This is a genomic window from Pseudomonas sp. efr-133-TYG-103a, assembly GCF_030209235.1.
Taxonomy (GTDB): domain Bacteria; phylum Pseudomonadota; class Gammaproteobacteria; order Pseudomonadales; family Pseudomonadaceae; genus Aquipseudomonas.
Genome location: NZ_JARVSK010000036.1, coordinates 45,433 through 65,932, shown reverse-complemented (window position 1 = coordinate 65,932; position 20,500 = coordinate 45,433). Strand labels below are relative to the sequence as shown.

Sequence of the window (20,500 nt, the reverse complement as noted above, 5' to 3'; positions counted from 1 at the left end):
CGGGTCTCTGACCGCACCAATGGATCAACTCGATTAATCAGGAATTACCGCCATGAATACAGCCGTGAATGTGAACGTCGTCCATGAATCCGAAGCCCAGCGTCAGCACGCCCGGGTCAAAATCCCTGCCAAGCTGCGCCTGCTCAACGGCCAGCCCAACGCGCCGCTGGTTCGGGTCGAAGACCTCTCCGCTGGCGGTCTGAGCTATGTCGCACCGGCTGGTCAGCGCCCTTCCGTGGGTGAAGTGATCAAGGGCCGTCTGCAATTCCTGATCGACAACCTGGGCCTGGCGATGGACGTCGAACTGCAGGTTCGCGCGATCGATTCGACGACCGGCCGCGTCGGCTGCCAGTTCCAGCATCTGGAAGCTCAGGACATCGCGACCCTGCGTCACCTGATCACTTCCCACCTGAGCGGCGAGATCGTCAGCATGGGTGAAGTGCTGGCCACCCTGCAGCGCGACAACTTCACCAAGGCCCGCAAGAACAAGGACACCGGCAGCGGCATGAGCGCCTTCGGTCGCCTGCGTGCCGTGACCTTCAGCGCCGGTATCTTCATCGTCGGCCTGGCGGCATTCGGTTTCGTGGCCAAGTCCGTTTACGGCATGTACTTCGTCAGCCACTCCACGTCCGGTCTGGTCAGCGTGCCGACCATGGATGTGACCATGCCACGCGACGGCACCGTGACCAGCCTGGTCGCACCGGACGGTCAGGTCGCCAAAGGCGCACCACTGGCCTCGTTCAACACCAGCATGCTCGACGTACTCAAGGGCAACCTGGACCCGGACGAAATGCAGCCCGCGAAAATCGAAGAGCTCTTCGGTCGCCAGCTCGCCGGTACTCTGACCAGCCCATGTGATTGCATCATCGGCAAGCAACTGGTTGCCAACGGTCAATACGCTGCCAAAGGCGACGTGATCTTCCAGATGGTGCCGCGCAACGTCGCCGCCAACATCGATGCCCGCTTCACCTACCGCCAGTTTGCCGATGTGCAGCCGGGCGCTCGCGTCAACTTCCAGGTGGCCGGCGAAGAAGGCACTCACAGCGGCAAGATCGTCAGCTCCACTGCGCTGAGCCCCGCTGACCTGTCTTCGGACCTGCGCGTACAGATCCAGCCTGATGAATCCCTGAGTAGCACCCTGGCCGGTCGTCCGGTAGAAGTGGTCAGCGATCGCGGTCCTTCGCTGAACTGGCTGATCGACAAAGCCACGGCCGCAGGTCTCTAAACATGGCTAGCCCACTACGAAGCTTGTCAGCCCCTACGTTGTTGAGCCTTGCGATCGCGATCGGTCTGGGCGGCTGTGCCGGCCTGCCCGATCAGCGCCTGGCCAATGAGGCCCTGAAACGCGGCGATACCGCGCTGGCGGAGCAAAACTATCGGCAACTGGCGGACCTGGGTTATAGCGATGCACAGGTAGGTCTTGCAGACATTCAGGTCGGTACTCGCGACCCTGAACTGATCAAGCAGGCCGAGGCAACTTACCGCGCTGCCGCTGAAACGTCGCCACGGGCGCAATCGCGCCTGGGCAAACTGCTCGCGGTCAAACCCAACTCCACCGAGGCCGAGCAACGCGAAGCCGAAGGTCTGTTGAAAAAAGCTTTCGCCAATGGCGAGGCCGGCACGCTGATTCCGCTGGCGATGCTTTATCTGCAATACCCGCACACGTTCCCCAACGTGAACGCGCAGCAGAAGATCAGCGAATGGCGTGCGCAGGGTTATCCGGAAGCCGGTCTTGCCCAGGTGCTGCTGTTCCGCACCCAAGGCACCTACGACCAGCATCTGGGTGAAGTCGAAAGCATCTGTAAGGAAGCCCTGCGCGCCAACGATGTCTGCTACATGGAACTGGCGACGGTCTACCAGAAACGTGGCGAAGCGGACAAACAGGCGGCGTTGCTGGACCAGATGCAGCGCGGCTATTCGGCAGGCACCGTGCCGGCCATGCGTGTCGACACCGTAGCCCGTGTGCTGGCCGACTCGACCATCGGCAAGCCGGACGAAAAAACCGCGCAGCAGTTGCTGGAAAAAGTCGCACCGGCATACCCCGCTTCGTGGGTCAGCCTGGCGCAACTGCTCTACGATTATCCAGAGCTCGGCGACGTCAACAAGATGATGGAATACCTGGACAACGGCCGTGCTGCGGATCAACCGCGCGCCGAGCTGCTGCTGGGCAAACTGTATTACGAAGGCAAGCTGGTTTTGCCTGATGCGAAGAAAGCCGAGGAGCACCTGACCAAGGCCGCCCCGACGCAGATTTCGGCGCATTACTACCTGGGTCAGCTGTATCGCCGTGGCTACCTCGGCCATCCCGACCCGCAAAAAGCCGTCGACCAGCTGCTGACCTCCGCACGCGGTGGCCAGAACAGCGCCGACTTCGCCCTCGCGCAATTGTTCTCGCAAGGCAAGGGCATCAAGCCCGACCCGGTGAATGCGTGGGTCTTTGGTCAGCTGGCGCAAGCCCAGGGCACTCCTCAGGCCACGGAACTTGCACAGCAACTCAACGATCAATTGCCGCCTGAGAAGCGTGCCCAAGCGCAAAGTCTTCTCCAGCGAGAACAGCAGGTCCGGGGCACCACAGCGCAAAACGCGCTGGCCTTGCAGACCCTGCAAGAAGAAAAAGACGGCGAGGACGCACCTCTATGAAGCTTAAGTTGAACCCCTTGATGGCAGCCGGACTGGGTCTGGGTTTCACTCTGGTCTGGGCTACGCCGACACTGGCAGCCCTGACCGATACCCAGAATTTCGGTATTGAAGTAAAGCTGACTGGGCAACTGGAAGACGACCGTGACCTGGGCACCCGTGATGGTGGCGATGTCAACGGTGTCGGTCTGGACCTGCGCCCATGGATGTATGGCCAATGGGGCAACTGGAGCGGTTACGCGATGGGTCAGGTGGTCACTGCCACGGACACCATCCAGACCGACCCGCTGGATCAGCAGGTCACTGATGAAAACGGCCAGTCCACCCTGCGCGCTCGCAAGACGTCGAGCAGCCGTGAAGTGGACGACAGCTACGCCGCACTGCGCGAATTCTGGATCGGCTACAGCGGTTTCACGCCTTACCCTGGCGAGATCCTCAAGGTCGGTCGCCAGCGTCTGCGCAACGACGACGGCCAATGGCACGACACCAACATCGAAGCGGTGAACTGGGTGTTCGACACCACGCTGCTCAAGGCGGAAGTCGGCGCCGCACAACGTTTCAGCGAATACCGCACCGACCTGACCGAACTGTCCGCACAGGACAAGGATCGTCAGCATCTGTTCGGCGACGTTGAATACCAGTGGACGCCAGGTCAATGGGCCGGCGTGCGTGCGCACTACAGCCATGATGGCGGCAGCTTCAAGGATCAGGGCGAAGAGATCGACGATCTCGACAAGACCACCCGCGGCGACCTTACCTGGCTGGGCATTCAGGCCAACAGCGACGCTTACAACTATCGCAACCTGAACACCGTCAACTACTGGGGCAGCCTGACCTGGCTGACCGGCGACCGTGATCGTCTGGGCAGCACCTACAGCGCGGCCCGCGACGAATACGTCGCAGGCCAGAAGACCAACGAAAACGTGAATGGCTGGGCGACCGACCTGGGCCTGCGTGTGCGTCTTGATCCGATGTGGCAAGTGGGCGGCGCCTACTCCCGCGCCAGCAAGAACTACGAACAGAACGGCCTGGAAAGCAACCGCTCGAACTGGACCGGTACCCGCTCGCGCGTACACCGCTTCGGCGAAGCCTTCCAGGGCGAAATGGCCAACGTGGAATCCGGAACGCTGTTCGCGTCCTGGCAGATGCAGGACGAGTACGACGCCTCTCTGATCTACCACAAGTTCCGCCGCGTCGACGGTCATTCCGGTATCGGGGGCGCAGGGATCAACCCGGCTCGCGAGAACGTGGATGCCGACGGCGTCAGCAGCTTCGACTCCCTGCCACTGGAAGACGGCCGCAAGGATCTGGGTCAGGAAATGGATCTGGTGGTCACCAAGTACTTCAAGCAGGGCCTGTTGCCTGCTTCGGTGAGCCAGTCGTTTGACGAGCCTTCCGCGCTGATTCGTCTGCGTGCAGGCGTGTTCAAACCCGGCGATGCGTATCACAGCGGCGTGGACGATTACATGCACCGCGCCATCGTCGACGTTATCTGGCGTTTCTGATGCAAAGCAGGATCGGGTACCGCAGATCGCTGTCAGTCCGGCTTGCCGGCTGCAGCGCTCTTGCGGAAGTCACCGCCGGCAAGCCGGGCTGCTACGGGAGCTTCACCATGTTCTCGACACCGGTTGTGTCACGTTTGATGAGAGTGCAATGACATGAACAGTCAAGCAAACAGTTTGCGGCCTCGGGGCTGGCCACATGCTCTGCTGGAAAGCGCAGTGCTCAGTAGCGCTCTGCTGCTTGCCAGTGCCGGCGCGATGGCCAACAGCCCTGCGCCAGCGCCAGCGGCCGCCGCCAAGCCGGCGGCCGGGGAAGAAGTCGTCAAAGGCCTGCATCAGGCCAAGACGTACACCATCAGCAGCCCGCCCGCCGAGCCGCTGATGATGGACAAGCCCAAGCTGCCTGACCTGTCGGGTTATACCCAGCAGGCCATGCAGAAAAAGATCGTGCGGACCAAGCCAGGCAAGGTCGCGATCAGACGAATGATGCAGGAAGACTCGCTGAAGGAATTCATCGGCGGCGATAACAAGATGGCTGAGTGGGTCGCGCGTCAGCACGGCATCCCTCAGGCGATCTTCATCGAAGACGGCTACATGAACCTGCAGGATCTGGCGAAAAAGGTGCCAAAGCAGTACCTGAGCGAGACCTCTCCAGGTGTCTATCTTGCACGTCTGCCGATCGTGGTCGGCAAGACCGGTATCTTCGAGATCGACAAGAAGACCACCGAACTGCGCCTGTCGCAGGAAGCCGGTTCGTTCATGGTCAACGACAACAAGTTGTTCATCTCCGACACCCGCCTGACGGGCTGGAGCGAGAAGGCCAACGGTCCGTCGACCTTCAAGGCACCGAAGGAATTCCGTCCGTTCGTGCTTGCCTGGGGCGGCACCCAGACTTACATGTTCAACGCGAAAGTGGCGAGCCTGGGTTACAACAACAGCAAGTCGTACGGCATCAGTATTTCTCAGTACACGCCCAACATGAAGGCGCAGATGAACCGCCCGGATCCGACCGGCTGGATCGTCAACTCCGAGTTCTCGGACCTCTGGTACGGCTTCTACTGCTATGAAACCCGCGACTTCGTGGTCAAGAGCAACACCTACCACGACAACATCATTTACGGCATCGACCCGCACGACCGTTCGCACGGCCTGATCATTGCCGAGAACACTGTCTACGGCACCAAGAAAAAACACGGGATCATCATTTCCCGTGAGGTGAACGACAGCTTCATCATCAACAACAAAAGCTATGACAACCACCTGTCGGGCGTCGTGCTTGACCGTAACAGCGTCAACAACCTGGTCGCCTACAACGAGATCTACCGCAACCACACCGACGGCATCACGCTGTACGAAAGTGCCGACAACCTGCTGTGGGGCAACCGCGTCTTCGCCAACAAGCGTCACGGCATCCGGGTTCGTAACAGCACCAACATCAAGCTCTACGAAAACCTGGCCATCGGCAACGGCCTGATGGGCGTTTATGGCCACATCAAAGACCTCTCCGATACCGACCGCGACATCAAGCTCGACCCGTTCGACGCTGAAGTGTCGCTGATTATGGTCGGCGGCGAACTGACCTCCAATGGTTCAGGCCCGCTGTCCATCGACTCGCCGCTCAGCGTCGAGCTGTACAAGGTGTCGATGCTTGCACCGACCAAATCCAGCGGGATCAGCTTCAACGGCGTATTGGGCGACCGTCAGGACGAAATCCTCGATCTGCTGGTGCGCCAACAAAAAGCCGTGTTGATCGACCCGGTCGAAAGCCAGAAACAACTCCGGGACTGAGGAAGACATTTCTATGCACGCACACTTGATCAAATTGCTCAGCCTCTCCGGCCTGACCGCTGCACTGTTCGCCGCCAGCAACGCTGCCTATGCCGCTGACGCGACCGCCCCAAGCTTTACCGCCGAGCCCTGCTGCAGCCTGTGCCCGGAAGCGCACGACGAGAAAAACTACGTCACCCGCTATCAGCAGAACTTCACCACGCTGGTTCAGGCACAAGGTGACTGGCTGTTCCGTACCCGCGAAGACCTGCGCACCGAGTTCGACACCACGCCGGAAGGCTATCGTCGGATGCAACAACTGCACGACGCTTTCAAGAGCAAGGGCGTAGAGCTGGTCGTGGTCTATCAGCCGACTCGCGGCCTGGTCGATCGCAACAAACTGTTCCCGGCCGATCGCGACAAGTTCGATTACAACACGGCGCTGCGTAACTACCAGGCCATGCTCGGTCGCTTCGCAAAAATGGGCTACACCGTGCCGGACCTGTCGCCGCTGACCAACGAACAGCAGGCACATGATTTCTACTTCCGCGGTGACCAGCACTGGACGCCATACGGCGCGCAGCGCACTGCGAAGATCGTCGCCGATTCCGTGAAGAAAATGCCGGCGTTCGCCGACGTTCCGAAGCGCGAATTCGAGACCCATCTGTCAGGTCGCATGGGCAAGAAGGGCACTCTGCACAATATGGCAGGTCAATTGTGCGGCACCAGCTACGCCATCCAGTACATGGATCAGTTCGAGACCGAACCTAAAGGCGAAGCGGGCGACGGCGACCTCTTCGGCGATTCCGGCAACCCGGAAATCACTCTGGTCGGTACCAGTCACAGCGGCAAGAACTACAACTTCGCCGGCTTTTTGCAGGAATACATTGGTGCTGACGTGCTGAACGTGGCATTCCCCGGCGGCGGCCTCGAAGGTTCGATGCTGCAGTACCTGGGCAGCGACGACTTCCAGAAACACCCGCCGAAGATTCTCATCTGGGAATTCTCGCCGCTGTATCGCCTGGATCAAGAAACCATCTATCGCCAGATGATGTCGCTGCTGGATAACGGCTGCGAGGGCAAACCGGCGCTGATGACAACCAGCACCACGCTCAAACCAGGGATCAACGAGCTGTTGGTCAACGGCAAAAACGGCATCAAGGATGTGCGCAACGGCAGTAATCAGATCGACATCAAGTTCGCCGACACCTCGGTGAAGACCCTTCAAGCGCGCCTCTGGTACATGAACGGCCGCCACGAAGACCTGAAGATCGAAAAACCTGAAACATCTGAAACCGACGGGCGCTTCTCCTTCGAACTGCGCGATGACAAGGACTGGGCTGACCAGCAATTGCTCGCACTGGAAGTGCAGGGTCCGGAAGCGGGCGCTGCGCCTCAGCAGGTCGAAGCGAAAGTATGCAAACGCAACGTGTTCCCGAATGTCGCGCATCAAACCGCGCAAGCCGGGTTATGAGGCTCTTATGCACACTCCAAAACTGATGCTCCCTACCCTTCTGTCGCTGGCGATGCTGTCTGGTACAGCGTTCGCCACCAGCGCCAGTGCCGCGTCGACCCTCGTGCCGCCGCAGGGCTACTACGAAGGCGTCGAGAAATTCAAAAGCGGCGAAAACAAGTTCAGCTGTGACGCGACACCGCAGCCTTACACCGGCGCGCTGCAGTTCCGCAGCAAGTACGAAGGTTCGGACAAGGCTCGCGCCACCCTGAACAAGGACTCCGAGCAAGCGTTTCGCGACGCCACCAAGGACATCACGACCATGGAACGCAACACCAGCAAAGTGGTGATGCAGTACATGCGCGATGGCCGTCCGGAACAGCTCGACTGCGCGCTGAACATGCTCACCACCTGGGCCAAGGCCGATGCGCTGGAGTCGACCGACTTCAACCACACCGGCAAGTCGATGCGCAAATGGGCGCTGGGCAGCATGTCCTCCTCCTACCTGCGCCTGAAATTCTCCGAGTCCCATCCGTTGGCGACTCGCCAGCAGGACGCTCAGATCATCGAAGCCTGGTTCAGCAAGCTGGCCGATCAAGTCGTCAGTGACTGGAACAACCTGCCGCTGGACAAGACCAACAACCACTCGTACTGGGCTGCCTGGTCGGTGATGTCGACCGCCGTGGCGACCAACCGCAAGGACCTGTTCGACTGGTCGGTGAAAGAGTTCAAGGTCGCGGCCAACCAGGTCGACGCTCAAGGCTTCTTGCCTAACGAGCTCAAGCGCAAGCAGCGTGCATTGGCGTACCACAACTACGCACTGCCGCCACTGGCCATGATCGCCAGCTTCGCGCAGGCCAACGGTGTCGATCTGCGCCCTGAAAACAACGGCGCGCTCAAGCGTCTGGGTGACCGGGTACTGGCAGGCGTGAAGGACTCCGGCAACGAATTCCAGGCCAAAGACGGCCAGAAGCAGGACATGACGGACCTCAAGACCGACATGAAATTTGCCTGGCTCGAACCGTACTGCTCGCTCTACGAGTGCGGCCCGGATGTGCTGGATCAGAAACACAAGATGCAACCGTTCAAGAACTTCCGTCTCGGCGGAGACCTGACCCGTACCTATGACCCGAGTCATGAAAAGGGTGAGAAAGGCGGTTCTTGATGTGAGCACAACCACGCACAACCTGTAGGAGCGCGCTTGCCCGCGATGAGGCCAGCACAAGCGATGTAAATGTGTCGACCGGACCATTGCAATCGCGGGCAAGCGCGCTCCTACAGGGATCGGCGACGGCAGTGAGATTCATGTTTCACCCCTCCAGTTTTTCATGGGGGGTTTGGGGGGGCTTCGGCCCTTGATGTTGGACAAACGGAGAGATAAGGATGGTTTTCTCATCCAACGTGTTCCTGTTCCTGTTCTTGCCGGTTTTCCTCGGCTTGTACTATCTGAGCGGGCAACGCTATCGCAACCTGCTGCTGCTGATCGCCAGCTACGTGTTCTACGCGTGGTGGCGAGTGGACTTCCTGGCACTGTTCGCAGGTGTGACGCTGTGGAACTACTGGATCGGCCTGCGCGTAGGCGCTGCCGGGGTCAAGACCAAACCCGCACAGCGCTGGCTGCTGCTGGGCGTGGCGGTCGACCTGTGCATCCTGGGCTACTTCAAATACGCCAACTTCGGCGTGGACAGCATCAACGCGATCATGACCTCCTTCGGTCTTGAGCCGTTCATCCTGACCCACGTACTGTTGCCGATCGGTATCTCGTTCTACATCTTCGAGTCCATCAGCTACATCATCGACGTCTACCGTGGCGACACACCGGCAACGCGCAATCTCATCGATTTCGCAGCGTTCGTGGCCATCTTCCCGCACCTGATCGCCGGCCCCGTGCTGCGCTTCCGCGATCTGGTCGACCAGTTCAACAACCGCACGCACACCCTGGACAAGTTCTCCGAAGGCGTGACGCGGTTCATGCAAGGTTTCATCAAGAAGGTCTTCATCGCCGACACCCTGGCGGTCGTGGTCGACCACTGCTTCGCCCTGCAACACCCGACCACGGGCGATGCATGGCTTGGCGCGCTGGCCTACACCGCGCAGCTGTACTTCGACTTCTCCGGTTACAGCGACATGGCCATCGGCCTGGGCCTGATGATGGGTTTCCGCTTCATGGAAAACTTCAAACAGCCTTACATCAGCCAGTCGATCACTGAGTTCTGGCGTCGCTGGCACATCAGTCTGTCCACCTGGCTGCGTGACTACCTGTACATCACCCTGGGCGGCAACCGTGGCGGCAAAGTCGCGACCTATCGCAACCTGTTCCTGACCATGCTGCTGGGCGGTCTGTGGCACGGCGCCAACATCACCTACATCGTGTGGGGCGCCTGGCACGGTGTCTGGCTTGCCATCGAAAAAGCGCTGGGCCTGAACACCACGCCGCGTACGTTCAACGTCCTGCGCTGGGCCTTCACCTTCCTGCTGGTCGTCATGGGCTGGGTAATCTTCCGCGCCGAAAACCTGCACGTCGCTGCACGTATGTACGGTGCCATGTTCAGCTTCAGCGAATGGCAACTGTCGGACCTCAACCGCGCCAGCCTGACCGGCCTGCAGGTTGCGACCCTGATCGTCGCCTACATCACCCTCGCCTTCTTCGGCCTGCGTGACTTCTACAAGAACCGCGCACCTGTCAAACCGACGTCGGACACCCACGCCGCTGGCACGCCAGCACCGGCTGACGGTCCTGCCGCCGCGGTGCCAGGCATGATCAAAGCCGTTCCGGGCGACAAGCCGGGCAGCATCCATCAACCAGGTTACATCGTTGGCACAGAGGCACAGGTTCAGCCTGCCTACTGGACCGCCGACTGGTCGCGCTACGTCATGCGCGCCCTGATCCTGCTGATGTTCGTTGCGTCGATTCTGAAACTCTCGGCGGCCAGTTTCTCGCCGTTCCTGTACTTCCAGTTCTGAGGAGCCTGACATGACCCGTTCATTACGTTTCCTCTACATCTTCCTGTTCCTGGCGATTCTGCTGGTACTGGGCCTGTGGTCGCTGCGCAGCTTCATCGGCTTCTCGACGTCGAAGGAAACCACCGTTCTCAATGGCCACTGGACCAAAGCAGTGGAAACCCATTACGACGACGAATTCCCGATCAAGCGCCTGGGCACCAACCTGTGGGCTGCGCTGGATTACAAGGTGTTCAACGAAGGTCGTCCGGGGGTCATCCTCGGCAAGGACCAGTGGCTGTACACCGACGAAGAATTCGACGCAGTCGCCAATGGCGAGCAGAACGAAGCCGACAACCTGGCGATCATTCAGGGCGTACGCGACACGCTGAAAAAACAGGGTACGCAACTGGTGCTGGCAATCGTTCCAGCCAAGACGCGTCTCTATCCGGAGCACGTGGGCGACAACAAGCCGGCCGCGCTGCACACCGATCTGTATCAGCAGTTCCATGCTCAGGTGAATCAGGCCGGCATCTTCGCGCCGGACCTGCTGGCACCGCTGCAGAACGCCAAAGACAAAGGCCAGGTATTCCTGCGCACCGACACTCACTGGACGCCGATGGGCGCCGAAGTGGTCGCGCAGCAACTGGGCGTGGCGATCTCCAGCCAAACGCCACTGAGCGGCGATCCGCAGACGTTCGTCACCGAAGCCAAGTCCAGCGCGCCGTACAAGGGTGACCTGACCAACTTCCTGCCACTCGATCCGCTGTTCAGCAACCTGCTGCCCAAGCCGGACGACCTGCAACAGCGCACCACCAACCCGGCCCAGGCCGACGGTGAAAGCGGTGATGCACTGTTCGCCGACAACTCGGTGGCAGTCGGTCTGGTCGGTACCAGCTACAGCGCCAACCCGAACTGGAACTTTGCTGGCGCTCTGAAGCAAGCGCTGCACAGCGACGTCGTGAATTACGCCGAAGACGGCCATGGCCCGATTCTGCCGATGCTCAAGTATCTGCAGACCGATGCCTTCAAGAGCAGCCCGCCGCAGGTGCTGATCTGGGAGTTCCCGGAACGCTACCTGCCCGCTCACAACGACCTGACCGAGTTCGATCCGCAGTGGATCGCCGAACTCAAGAAGGCTCGTGACCCTCAACAAAATCTGGCTCAGAACGCCAACGATTCCAACTCCGAGTCGCCCAACCGGGCGCAAAACTGAGAGGACTACTCAAAATGACCTTGCAGAACCCAACTCGCATGCCTACTCGTTCGACCAAGACCAGCCTGCTGAAAACCTGCGTTCTGGCCGCAAGCCTGGGCTTCGTGTCCCTCTCGGCCTTCGCTGGTGGCGACGCCGCTCTGTACGGCCCGACCGCGCCAAAAGGGTCGACCTTCGTTCGCGTCTACAACGCCAGCAACAGTGAAATCAGCGCAAGCGTCGGCAACACCAGCCTGAACGAAGTCGGCCCGCTGGCCAGCAGCGATTTCAGCTTCATGCCACAGGGTGACTACAGCGCCAAGATCGGCAGCCAGACGCTGCCGGTGAAACTGGCGAGCGATCACTACTACACCATCGTCAACAACACATCGGGCGCGCCACAGCTGGTGGAGGAGCCACCGTTCAAGAACAAGCAGAAGTCCCTGGTTCGCGTGCAGAACCTGAGCGACAAGTCGCTGACCCTGAAGACTGCCGACGGCAAGACCGACGTGGTCAAGGCTGTCTCGGCCAAAGGCACCGGCGAGCGTGAAATCAACCCGGTCAAAGTCAGCTTCGCGCTGTTCGACGGCGACAAGAAGGTCAGCGACCTGAAGCCAGTCGCGCTGGAGCGTGGCGAAGCGGCCGTGCTGTACATCACCGGCACCGGTAGCAACCTGTCGCCAGTCTGGGTCAAGCGCCCGACTTCGACTCAGTAAATGCAGATCGTGCGCTGCTCACGCGGCGCACGCGATTGAATTTTGATTCTGTAGCAGCGTGCTTGCCCGCGATTGCAATGTGTCAGACGACACCACTGTTCTGGACGTACCGGCCCTCGCGGGCAAACGCGCTCCTACAGACATCAGCGTTCGGCGCCAGGTGATGCGGAGCAAGCACACCAAGAGGGCGCCGAGCGCAGCGGTACAAGAACAAGACAGACGAAACGACAGAAAAACCGACGTATAGCCCATTCGAACGCTATTGCTATTTGGAGAATTAAAATGATTCCAGTGATCTTGTCAGGTGGCAGCGGTTCCCGACTCTGGCCTCTTTCGCGTAAACAGTTTCCAAAACAGTTCCTGGCACTGACCGGCGAACACACCCTCTTCCAGCAGACCCTCGAGCGCCTGCAGTTCGACGGGATGCAGCACCCGATCGTGGTGTGCAACAAGGACCACCGTTTCATCGTCGGCGAACAGCTGGCGGCGCTGGGCCTTGATACCCAAGGCATCATCATGGAACCGTTCGGCCGCAACACTGCTCCGGCAGTGGCGATCACGGCCATGATGCTGGCTAACGAAGGTCGCGACGAGTTGATGCTGGTGCTGCCGGCCGACCACGTGATCGACGATCAGAAAGCACTGCAACGTGCACTGGCACTGGCAACCGTCGCTGCCGAGCGTGGCGAAATGGTGCTGTTCGGCGTGCCGGCCACCAAGCCTGAAACCGGCTATGGCTACATCAAATCCACTGCCGATGCGCTGCTGCCGGAAGGCGTCAGCCGCGTGGCCCAGTTCGTCGAAAAACCCGACGAAAAACGCGCTTCGGAATTCGTCGATGCAGGCGGCTACTACTGGAACAGCGGCATGTTCCTGTTCCGTGCCAGCCGTTATCTGGAAGAGCTGAAAAAGCACGATCCGGACATCTACGACAACTGCCTGCTGACCCTTGAGCGCAGCAAGCACGATGGCGACAACATCGAGCTGGATCAGGCGAGCTTCGCCTGCTGCCCTGACAACTCCATCGACTACGCCGTCATGGAAAAAACCCAGCGCGCCTGCGTGGTGCCACTGGACGCGGGCTGGAACGACGTCGGCTGCTGGTCGTCGCTGTGGGATGTCCACGCCAAGGACGAAAACGGCAACGTCACCAAAGGCGACGTGGTCATCCAGGACAGCCGCAACTGCATGATTCAGGGCAACGGCAAACTGGTCACCGTGATCGGTCTGGACAACATCGTGGTCGTCGAGACCAAGGACGCCATGATGATCGCCCACAAGGACAAGGTTCAGGGCGTAAAGCAGATGGTCAACACGCTCAACGAGCAAGGCCGCACCGAAACCCAGAACCACCTCGAAGTCTATCGCCCATGGGGCTCGTACGACTCCGTGGACATGGGCGGCCGCTTCCAGGTCAAGCGCATCTCGGTCAAGCCGGGTGCCAGCCTGTCGCTGCAGATGCATCACCACCGCGCCGAACACTGGATCGTGGTGTCGGGTACCGCTCAGGTGACCTGCGACGAGAACGTGTTCCTGCTGACTGAAAACCAGTCGACCTACATCCCTATCGCGTCGGTTCACCGCCTGCGCAACCCAGGCAAGATCCCGCTGGAAATCATCGAAGTGCAATCGGGCAGCTACCTGGGCGAAGACGACATCGAGCGTTTCGAAGACGTCTACGGTCGCTCGACTCCGGGCATCGAAGCCGGCGTGAGAACTCAGACCATCGCGCGTTGATGCGTCAGTAAAACCGCGTTGTAGGGCCCCCGCCCACTCTCTGCGTATTCCCCATCCGCAGAGGACGGGTGGGGGCTTTTTTTTATCCGATTTTCAGAAACGACCACCAGACCGACACACCACGCAAAGGCGCATTGGTCTCGCTGCTCCCTTTCGGTACGATGCCAGCATTCGCATTCACGAGTCCGAAGACATGCTTATCGGCGCCGTACTGATCCTCACCTGGCTGGTCCTTCTGCTGCGCTATCCGTCCAAAGCCCTGCCGGTTTCACTGGCGGCGGCGGTTGGCCTGGGTATCGTCGCGGCGGTCGTAATGTGGCAGGACAGCCGAGAAACCCAGCGTCTGGAGCGTCTGCAGTTGCGCCTGGATTTCGCGCCGCAACAGTGCCCGACCGGTCGGCCGCTGCTGGTTTTGATCGATAACGGTAACAATGTCGCCCTCACGGAGCTGCGCTGGAAGGTGGCGGCCTATGCGCCCGGCGACACGGTCAACCTTGCCGAAGACACCTACACGGCGCCGCGCTATCGTGGTCCGGGCGAACTGCTGCCAGGCAATCAATGGCAGGATTGCCTGCCGCTGCCGCCCCTGCGCCCGGGCTACCGGCCGCAGACGCTGAACTTCCGCGCCGAGCGCCTGCAAGGCACGTTCTCGGACTGACCCTCTCGATTTTCAAGGAATGAACCCTATGCCTGTCGTCCTGATCACCGGTTGTTCCAGCGGCATTGGCCGCGCCATGGCAGACGCGTTCAAAGCGTCCGGACATGAGGTCTGGGCCACCGCGCGCAAAACTGCGGACGTTCAGGCACTGGCCGCGGCAGGCTTTCAGGCGGTGGAGCTGGACGTCAACGACAGCGCTGCGCTGGAGCAACTGGCCGCTGCGCTCGATCGCCATGGCAAAGGGCTCGATGTGCTGATCAACAATGCCGGCTATGGCGGTATCGGACCGCTTCTCGACGGCGGCGTGGAAGGCATACGCAGGCAGTTCGAAACCAACGTGTTCTCTATCGTCGGCGTGACGCGCGCGCTGTTCCCCCTGTTGCGCCGCAATAAAGGGCTGGTGGTGAATATCGGCAGCGTTTCAGGTGTGTTGGTCACGCCATTCGGCGGCGCGTATTGCGCCTCGAAAGCGGCCGTTCATGCGATGAGCGAAGCGTTGCGCATGGAGCTGGCGCCGTTTGGCATGCGCGTGATGGAGGTGCAGCCCGGCGCCATCGACACGCAATTTGCAAGGAATGCCAGCCAGGCTGCCGAGCAGGTCATCCATGAAAGCTCCCCGTGGTGGCCGCTGCGAGAAGGCATCCGCGCGAGGGCCAACGCGTCACAGGGCAATCCAACCCCGGCCAGCGACTTTGCCCGCGATGTACTCAACGCGGTTCAGAAAGACAAACCCCCGCGCCTGCTGCGCTCCGGCAATGGCAGCCGCGCCCTGCCCCTCATGGAGCGGCTGTTGCCGACCGCCCTGCTGGAAAGAATCCTGAGCAGGCGCTTCAAGCTGAATCAACCGCTGTGACCGGCGTTCAGGCACGCACCGCATCGGCTGCGTCGTTCTCGGTTACTGTTCAACCTCAGGATTGACGATCACGGTACAGGTGATGCCCGCCGCCAGCACGACGCTTTCCGGCACGTGGTCCAGGTGAATGCGGACCGGGACGCGCTGGGCCAGACGCACCCAGTTGAAGGTCGGGTTGACGTCGGCGATCAGCTCGCGGCTCTCGGGGTTGTCGCGGTCGTAGATGGCGCGGGCGATGCTCTCGACGTGGCCCTTCATCACTTCGCCGCTCATCAATTGCATGTCGGCGGGGTCACCGACCCTGACGTGCGGCAGTTTGGTCTCTTCGAAGAAGCCATAGACCCAGAACGAGTTCTTGTCGACCACAGCCATTTTCGCCTCGCCGATGCGCGCGTAATCGCCGCGATGCACATTGAGATTGGTGACGTAGCCATCCACCGCCGCCAGGACTTTGGTGCGTTGCAGGTTCAGTTGCGCGGCTTCCAGTTGTGCGACGGCCAACTGGTAATCGGCCTGTGCCGAGTTGGCGACGTTAGAGGCGTCTTCGCGGTTTTCTGCGGAGATCACCAGCGCGTCCATGTCTTTGCGACGATTGGCGTTGACCTTGCGCATCTCCCAGGTCGCTTTGCGCGAGGCCACCAGCGCTTCAGCCTGCTTGACCGCCAGCTGGTAATGATCAGGGTCGATCTGCATCAGCAAGTCGCCTTTTTTCACCGGCTGGTTGTCCTTGACCGGGACGTCGATGACCATGCCGCTGACGTCGGCGGCAACGTTTATCACGTCCGCGCGCACGCGCCCGTCACGCGTCCAGGGCGTGTCCATGTAATGAATCCACAGCAACCGGCCGATCCAGATGGCCAGCGCCAGAATCAGTAAAGTGGCGATCAGACTAAAGACCTTTTTCATGTCAACCAACGTGCCTCAACGGTAAACAGTGAGCGCCATCGCGCCGAAAATGCAGCTGAACAGGCTCAGGCGCAGCAGCGCCGGATGCCAGAAAAAACGGTACAGATCGAGCCCGGACATGAAGCGATCCAGCGCCCAGGAAAGCACCATCGCGACCAGAAACATCACGGTCACGCTCGGCATGTAAACGCCGTGAAAGGCAATTTCACGTGGCATGGGGAAGTCCTTGAGGCTCCAGAGCGGGCGGTTGTGCTGGCGCATAGGCCGCCAACGGTGACTGCGGGTCCAGCAGACAGGTCCGGATGAAGTGCAGATAGCTCTTCACTCGACGCAGCGCCGATGTGTCGAAATGCGGGGCGAAGGGTTCGTCGGTGTTCTGCACGCAGAAGATCGCGTGATCCACGGCGTACAGGCTGCGCGCCAGGTTGTGCCGGTCCGGCTGAATGAACAGACGAATCAGTGAACGGCCCATGGCCCGGATCGCCTGCCGCCACGGCTGCGACTCGGCATAACTGGGATGCACAGGCAGGACATCCTGCTCGCGACGCAGCTCGATGATCGCGTGGCCGATCTCCAGCACCACGAACATCCAGCGCAGCAGATTGCGCTGCACTTCGGGTTTGCCCGCCGCCAGGCCGTATGCCTGATGCATCAGGTCGCGGGTACGGCTCTCGAACTTCGAACGAATGCCGCGCAACGGCGCACTGATGGCAAAACTCACCTGCTGACGCAGATCGCCTTCCAGACGCTGCCAGAGCCAGCGGCTGTTGGGCGGCAGAATGATCGCGCCCGCCGCCGCACACAGCAGCATGCCCAGAACCATGGCGATGTAATCGTTGATGAAGGCATACGGGTTGTAGACCGTCAGGTTGTCCGGGGCGGAACCGATGTTGAAGAAGATCAGCAAGCCCAGACCGTAACCGACCCACTGCGGCCGCGTGGTGAGGAACACGCCGAACACGAAAACCGGCGCCAGCACCATGCACAGCAAAGGGAAGCCATCGATGCGGGGCAGGACGAAAAAGGTGATGAAAAAGCCCAGCAGCGCACCGAGAAAGGTACCGCACGCCATCTGGAAAGACATGCGTCGCGGGTTGGGCGTCGTCGCCGACAATGCGACCGTCGCCGCCGAGACCAGTGTCATCGAAGCGCCGCTCGGCCAGGCGGTCGCCACCCAATACACCGACATTACGCCCAGAATGAACGTCGCCCGCACGCCCGAGGCGACCGACGCCATCCAGTTGGTGGTGGAAACGAAGGGTTCGACCCATTTCTCCCGCGCATGGCTGTGGTCAGCCAGGGACGCGTGCGTCTGGGCGTAATCGTGCATGTCGTCGACGAAGCGATACAGCAGTTCGTAGGCGGTGTGGAAATCCAGAAGGTCGTCATCGCTGGGGTCAGTCTTGACGAACTCGGCGCGCAAACTGCGTACGTGCTCAGGCAGATCGGCTTTGTAGACGCTCAGACGGTTGGCCAGCAATGCCGCATCTGCGTCGGTCAGCGCGCGTCCAGCGAAGGGTTCGAGCAACTGCGCCAGCGCTTGCAGACCCGGCTCGATGGCTTGCACCGCCGCCGTCACGCCCCGGTTGCGCAAGCGCTCGAGCAACTGGTGCAGCGCGTTGAAACGGGTGGTGATGGTCATGAATTCGCTGTTCAGGCGATTCAACCGACCGTTGCGCCGACGCATGTGCGGGTCTTCGAAAACCGTCACGGCGCGAAGGCCTTCGAGCCCCACGGCATCGGCGATGAAACGCACGTTGCTGGCCTCGAATGCCGCCGGATCGCTGGTACCGCGCAGGCCACTGATGACGAACTGAGCGAAGGTGCCAAAGCGCTGATACAAGGTATTGCGCATGGCGGCGCCGGAGCTTTGCGGCAGAATCGCGGCGGTGACCAGGGTCGAACAGACGATGCCCAGAGAAATCTCCAGCAAACGCCAGACCGCCGCCATGAACGAGGTTTCCGGGTGGGCCAGTGCAGGCAGGCCGGTCATCGCGGCGGTGTAGCCGGCCAGCACGAAACCGTAGGCACGAAAGTTACGATACCGCGCAGCACCGGCGCAGCAAAAGCCAACCCAGATGGCCAGACTGCCGAGGAACAACTCGCTGTTCTGGGCAAACAGCGCCATGAGGGTGACCATCACCACCGAGCCTGCCAGCGTGCCGAGCAGGCGGTAAAAGCTCTTGGCGAACACATGCCCGCTCTGCGGCTGCATGACGATGAACACAGTAATCATGGCCGTGCGCGGCTGCGGCAGCTCCAGACGCATCGCGATCCAGTACGTCAGGAAAGCGGCGATCAGCACCTTGAAGATGTAGATCCAGGTCACGCCGTCGCTGCGCGCCCAACCATTGAGTTCGCGCCGCCATTCCAGGGATTTGAGCCAGCTCAGGGCTTGATTCATTTCAAATCACTTCCCGCGTGGCAGGGTCCATCGCAATCGCGGGCAAGCGCGCTCCTACAGCAAATCGCGATCCACTGTGGGAGCGCGGTTGCCCGCGAAAAAGCCGGTATGGCCGACACCTATTCACCTGCCTCACCGCCCAAGCATGGTCAATGACGCCGGCGTCTTTGGCGCGACGGTCTTGTCGGCGGACGGCGAATCATTGCCTGCCATCAGGCCACCGCCCAGCGCGACCACCAGTTCGGCATGCACGGTCAGGCGCGCAGCCTGCACCTGCTGTTGCACCTGTTGCTGATGAAACAGCAACGTCTGGGCATTGAGCACATTGAGGTAATCGGTCAGACCGCGTTGATAAGCGACCATCGCGATATCGTAGGTTTTCTGCGCGGCCGCCACCGACTGGTCGGCGAACACCAGTTGCTTGTTCATCGACTCGCGGCGGATCAACTGATCGGAAATGCTCTTGAGCGCCGTCACCAGGGTCTGGTTGTACTGCGCCACAGCGGTGTCATAGCCGGCCGACGCCACGCCCAGTTCGGAGCGCAGACGGCCGCCATCGAAAATCGGCAGGCTGATCGCCGGACCGAAGCTGTAGTTGAATTTCTTGCCGGTGAGAAACTCCAGCATGCCGCCGCCGGTAGCCATGTAACCCAGGCTGCCCATCAGGTCGACGTTAGGATAAAACCCGGCATGCGCGACATCGATGCCCCGCGCCTGCGCCGCCACCCGCCAGCGACTGGCAACGACATCCGGACGCTGACCGAGCAATTGGGCCGGCAACGCCGACGGCAGCTTCAGCGCGGCATTGAGCGACAAGGTCGGACGCTTGAGGCTCGCACCCTCGCCCGGACCTTTGCCCGCCAGCGCGGCAATCTGATTGCGACTCAGAGCGATCGCCTCGTCCAGCGAGTCGATCTGCCGATGGGTTTCAGGCAGCGGCGTTTCCGCCTGACTGACCTCGAAATGCGTGCCGATGCCGCCCTTCAGACGCCGTTGCGCCAGGTCGAGAATCTGCTGTTGCTGAGCCAGCGTCGCCTCGGCGATGTCACGCTGAGCGTAATTGAGCGACAACTGAATGTAGGCGCGCACGATGTTGTCTTGCAGCTCGAGCTGCGCCTGACGCTCCTCGGCGGCGCTCATGTGCGCCATGTCCAGCGCCTGTTCGGTGTTGTTGCTTTCCCGGCCCCAGAGGTCGAGCGAGTAACTCAGCCCAATGGACGCATTGTTGTCCCAGGTGCTGGTGTTCGACAGCTCGCCCGGCCCGTAAAACTGGTCGGTCGGCCAGTTGTGGCGTTTGAGGGTGCTGTCGCCATTGATGTGCAGCGATTCGGCCGACTCGGCAATACCGGCCATGGCCTTGGCCTGACGCACTCGCGCGGCCGCAATGGCCAGCGTCGGGCTGCCCAGCGCGGCCAGTTCGATCCAGTGATTGAGTTGATCATCGCCATAGGCCCGCCACCATTGACCGTCGGGCCAGTGAGCGTCTTTGGCGGCTTCTTTGATCGCGTCATCGGTCGCTAACTCGTTCGCCGGCATTGAAGTGCCCTTTGGGGCGATTCCGCCAGTGCCGATGCAGCCGCTGATGAGTAACGTTAAAGCCCAGACACTGAGGGGCTTGAGCCCTCTGAGAATGCGACGCGGCACTGCTGCAATTACCCGAATGAGGAGGAGGAAGAATCGAGCCGAGATTCTAGGATGCGCCTCGAACGGCGATAAGCCGGGACTTCTGTGA

Annotated in this window: 16 protein-coding genes; 12 read left to right on the top strand and 4 right to left on the bottom strand. The window is 60.8% G+C overall.

Annotated elements, in window-relative coordinates:
* Nucleotides 1-52: 52 nt before the first annotated feature.
* The 12 genes from QRN36_RS25080 to QRN36_RS25025 all read left to right on the top strand — a co-directional run bounded on the left by QRN36_RS25080 (nucleotide 53) and on the right by QRN36_RS25025 (nucleotide 15,458).
* The gene (locus QRN36_RS25080) at nucleotides 53-1,225 is read left to right on the top strand and encodes a PilZ domain-containing protein (protein WP_285426501.1); all 1,173 of its coding nucleotides are present in this window, start codon (nucleotides 53-55) and stop codon (nucleotides 1,223-1,225) included.
* A 2-nt stretch (nucleotides 1,226-1,227) separates the two neighbouring features.
* Nucleotides 1,228-2,640 carry an alginate biosynthesis TPR repeat lipoprotein AlgK gene (gene algK / locus QRN36_RS25075; RefSeq protein ID WP_285426500.1) on the top strand — a complete coding sequence of 471 codons (1,413 nt, stop codon included), beginning with the start codon at nucleotides 1,228-1,230 and terminating at the stop codon, nucleotides 2,638-2,640.
* Nucleotides 2,637-4,142: an alginate export family protein gene (locus tag QRN36_RS25070; RefSeq protein WP_285426499.1), complete on the top strand. Its 1,506-nt coding sequence runs from the start codon at nucleotides 2,637-2,639 to the stop codon at nucleotides 4,140-4,142. Before algK ends, QRN36_RS25070 begins: the two co-directional genes overlap by 4 nt.
* 153 nt (nucleotides 4,143-4,295) lie before the next feature.
* Nucleotides 4,296-5,927, top strand: coding sequence for a mannuronan 5-epimerase AlgG (gene algG, locus QRN36_RS25065; RefSeq protein WP_285426498.1), 1,632 nt, complete (start codon nucleotides 4,296-4,298; stop codon nucleotides 5,925-5,927).
* 13 nt (nucleotides 5,928-5,940) lie between these two features.
* Entirely contained in the window at nucleotides 5,941-7,380 is a 1,440-nt protein-coding gene (locus tag QRN36_RS25060; protein WP_285426497.1) for an alginate O-acetyltransferase, read from the top strand.
* Nucleotides 7,381-7,387: 7 nt separating this feature from the next.
* Nucleotides 7,388-8,524, top strand: a complete 1,137-nt coding sequence (locus QRN36_RS25055) for a mannuronate-specific alginate lyase (RefSeq protein ID WP_285426496.1) — start codon at nucleotides 7,388-7,390, stop codon at nucleotides 8,522-8,524.
* Between the two features lie 218 nt (nucleotides 8,525-8,742).
* Nucleotides 8,743-10,323 (top strand): MBOAT family protein, encoded by a 1,581-nt coding sequence (locus QRN36_RS25050; RefSeq protein WP_285426495.1) that lies wholly within the window; start codon nucleotides 8,743-8,745, stop codon nucleotides 10,321-10,323.
* 10 nt (nucleotides 10,324-10,333) lie between these two features.
* Entirely contained in the window at nucleotides 10,334-11,515 is a 1,182-nt protein-coding gene (locus QRN36_RS25045; RefSeq protein ID WP_285426494.1) for an alginate O-acetyltransferase, read from the top strand.
* A 38-nt stretch (nucleotides 11,516-11,553) separates the two neighbouring features.
* Complete coding sequence (locus tag QRN36_RS25040) at nucleotides 11,554-12,210, top strand: alginate O-acetyltransferase AlgF (protein ID WP_285426493.1); 657 nt, start codon at nucleotides 11,554-11,556, stop codon at nucleotides 12,208-12,210.
* Between the two features lie 282 nt (nucleotides 12,211-12,492).
* Nucleotides 12,493-13,947 carry a mannose-1-phosphate guanylyltransferase/mannose-6-phosphate isomerase gene (locus QRN36_RS25035; protein WP_285426492.1) on the top strand — a complete coding sequence of 485 codons (1,455 nt, stop codon included), beginning with the start codon at nucleotides 12,493-12,495 and terminating at the stop codon, nucleotides 13,945-13,947.
* Nucleotides 13,948-14,140: 193 nt separating this feature from the next.
* Complete coding sequence (locus QRN36_RS25030) at nucleotides 14,141-14,605, top strand: multidrug transporter (protein WP_285426491.1); 465 nt, start codon at nucleotides 14,141-14,143, stop codon at nucleotides 14,603-14,605.
* A gap of 28 nt (nucleotides 14,606-14,633) precedes the next feature.
* The gene (locus tag QRN36_RS25025) at nucleotides 14,634-15,458 is read left to right on the top strand and encodes an SDR family oxidoreductase (protein WP_285426490.1); all 825 of its coding nucleotides are present in this window, start codon (nucleotides 14,634-14,636) and stop codon (nucleotides 15,456-15,458) included.
* A gap of 42 nt (nucleotides 15,459-15,500) precedes the next feature.
* On the opposite strand, the gene QRN36_RS25020 is transcribed toward QRN36_RS25025, so the two are convergent.
* From QRN36_RS25020 to QRN36_RS25005, 4 genes are all read right to left on the bottom strand, one after another.
* The gene (locus tag QRN36_RS25020; RefSeq protein WP_285426489.1) at nucleotides 15,501-16,364 is read right to left on the bottom strand and encodes an HlyD family secretion protein; all 864 of its coding nucleotides are present in this window, start codon (nucleotides 16,362-16,364) and stop codon (nucleotides 15,501-15,503) included.
* 15 nt (nucleotides 16,365-16,379) lie between these two features.
* On the bottom strand, nucleotides 16,380-16,580 hold the full coding sequence (locus QRN36_RS25015) for a DUF1656 domain-containing protein (protein ID WP_093462144.1): 201 nt from the start codon (nucleotides 16,578-16,580) through the stop codon (nucleotides 16,380-16,382).
* On the bottom strand, nucleotides 16,570-18,768 hold the full coding sequence (locus QRN36_RS25010) for an FUSC family protein (protein ID WP_285426488.1): 2,199 nt from the start codon (nucleotides 18,766-18,768) through the stop codon (nucleotides 16,570-16,572). The genes QRN36_RS25015 and QRN36_RS25010 overlap by 11 nt, the downstream gene beginning before the upstream one ends.
* A 132-nt stretch (nucleotides 18,769-18,900) precedes the next feature.
* Nucleotides 18,901-20,412 (bottom strand): efflux transporter outer membrane subunit, encoded by a 1,512-nt coding sequence (locus QRN36_RS25005; RefSeq protein WP_285426487.1) that lies wholly within the window; start codon nucleotides 20,410-20,412, stop codon nucleotides 18,901-18,903.
* Between the last annotated feature and the right edge of the window lie 88 nt (nucleotides 20,413-20,500).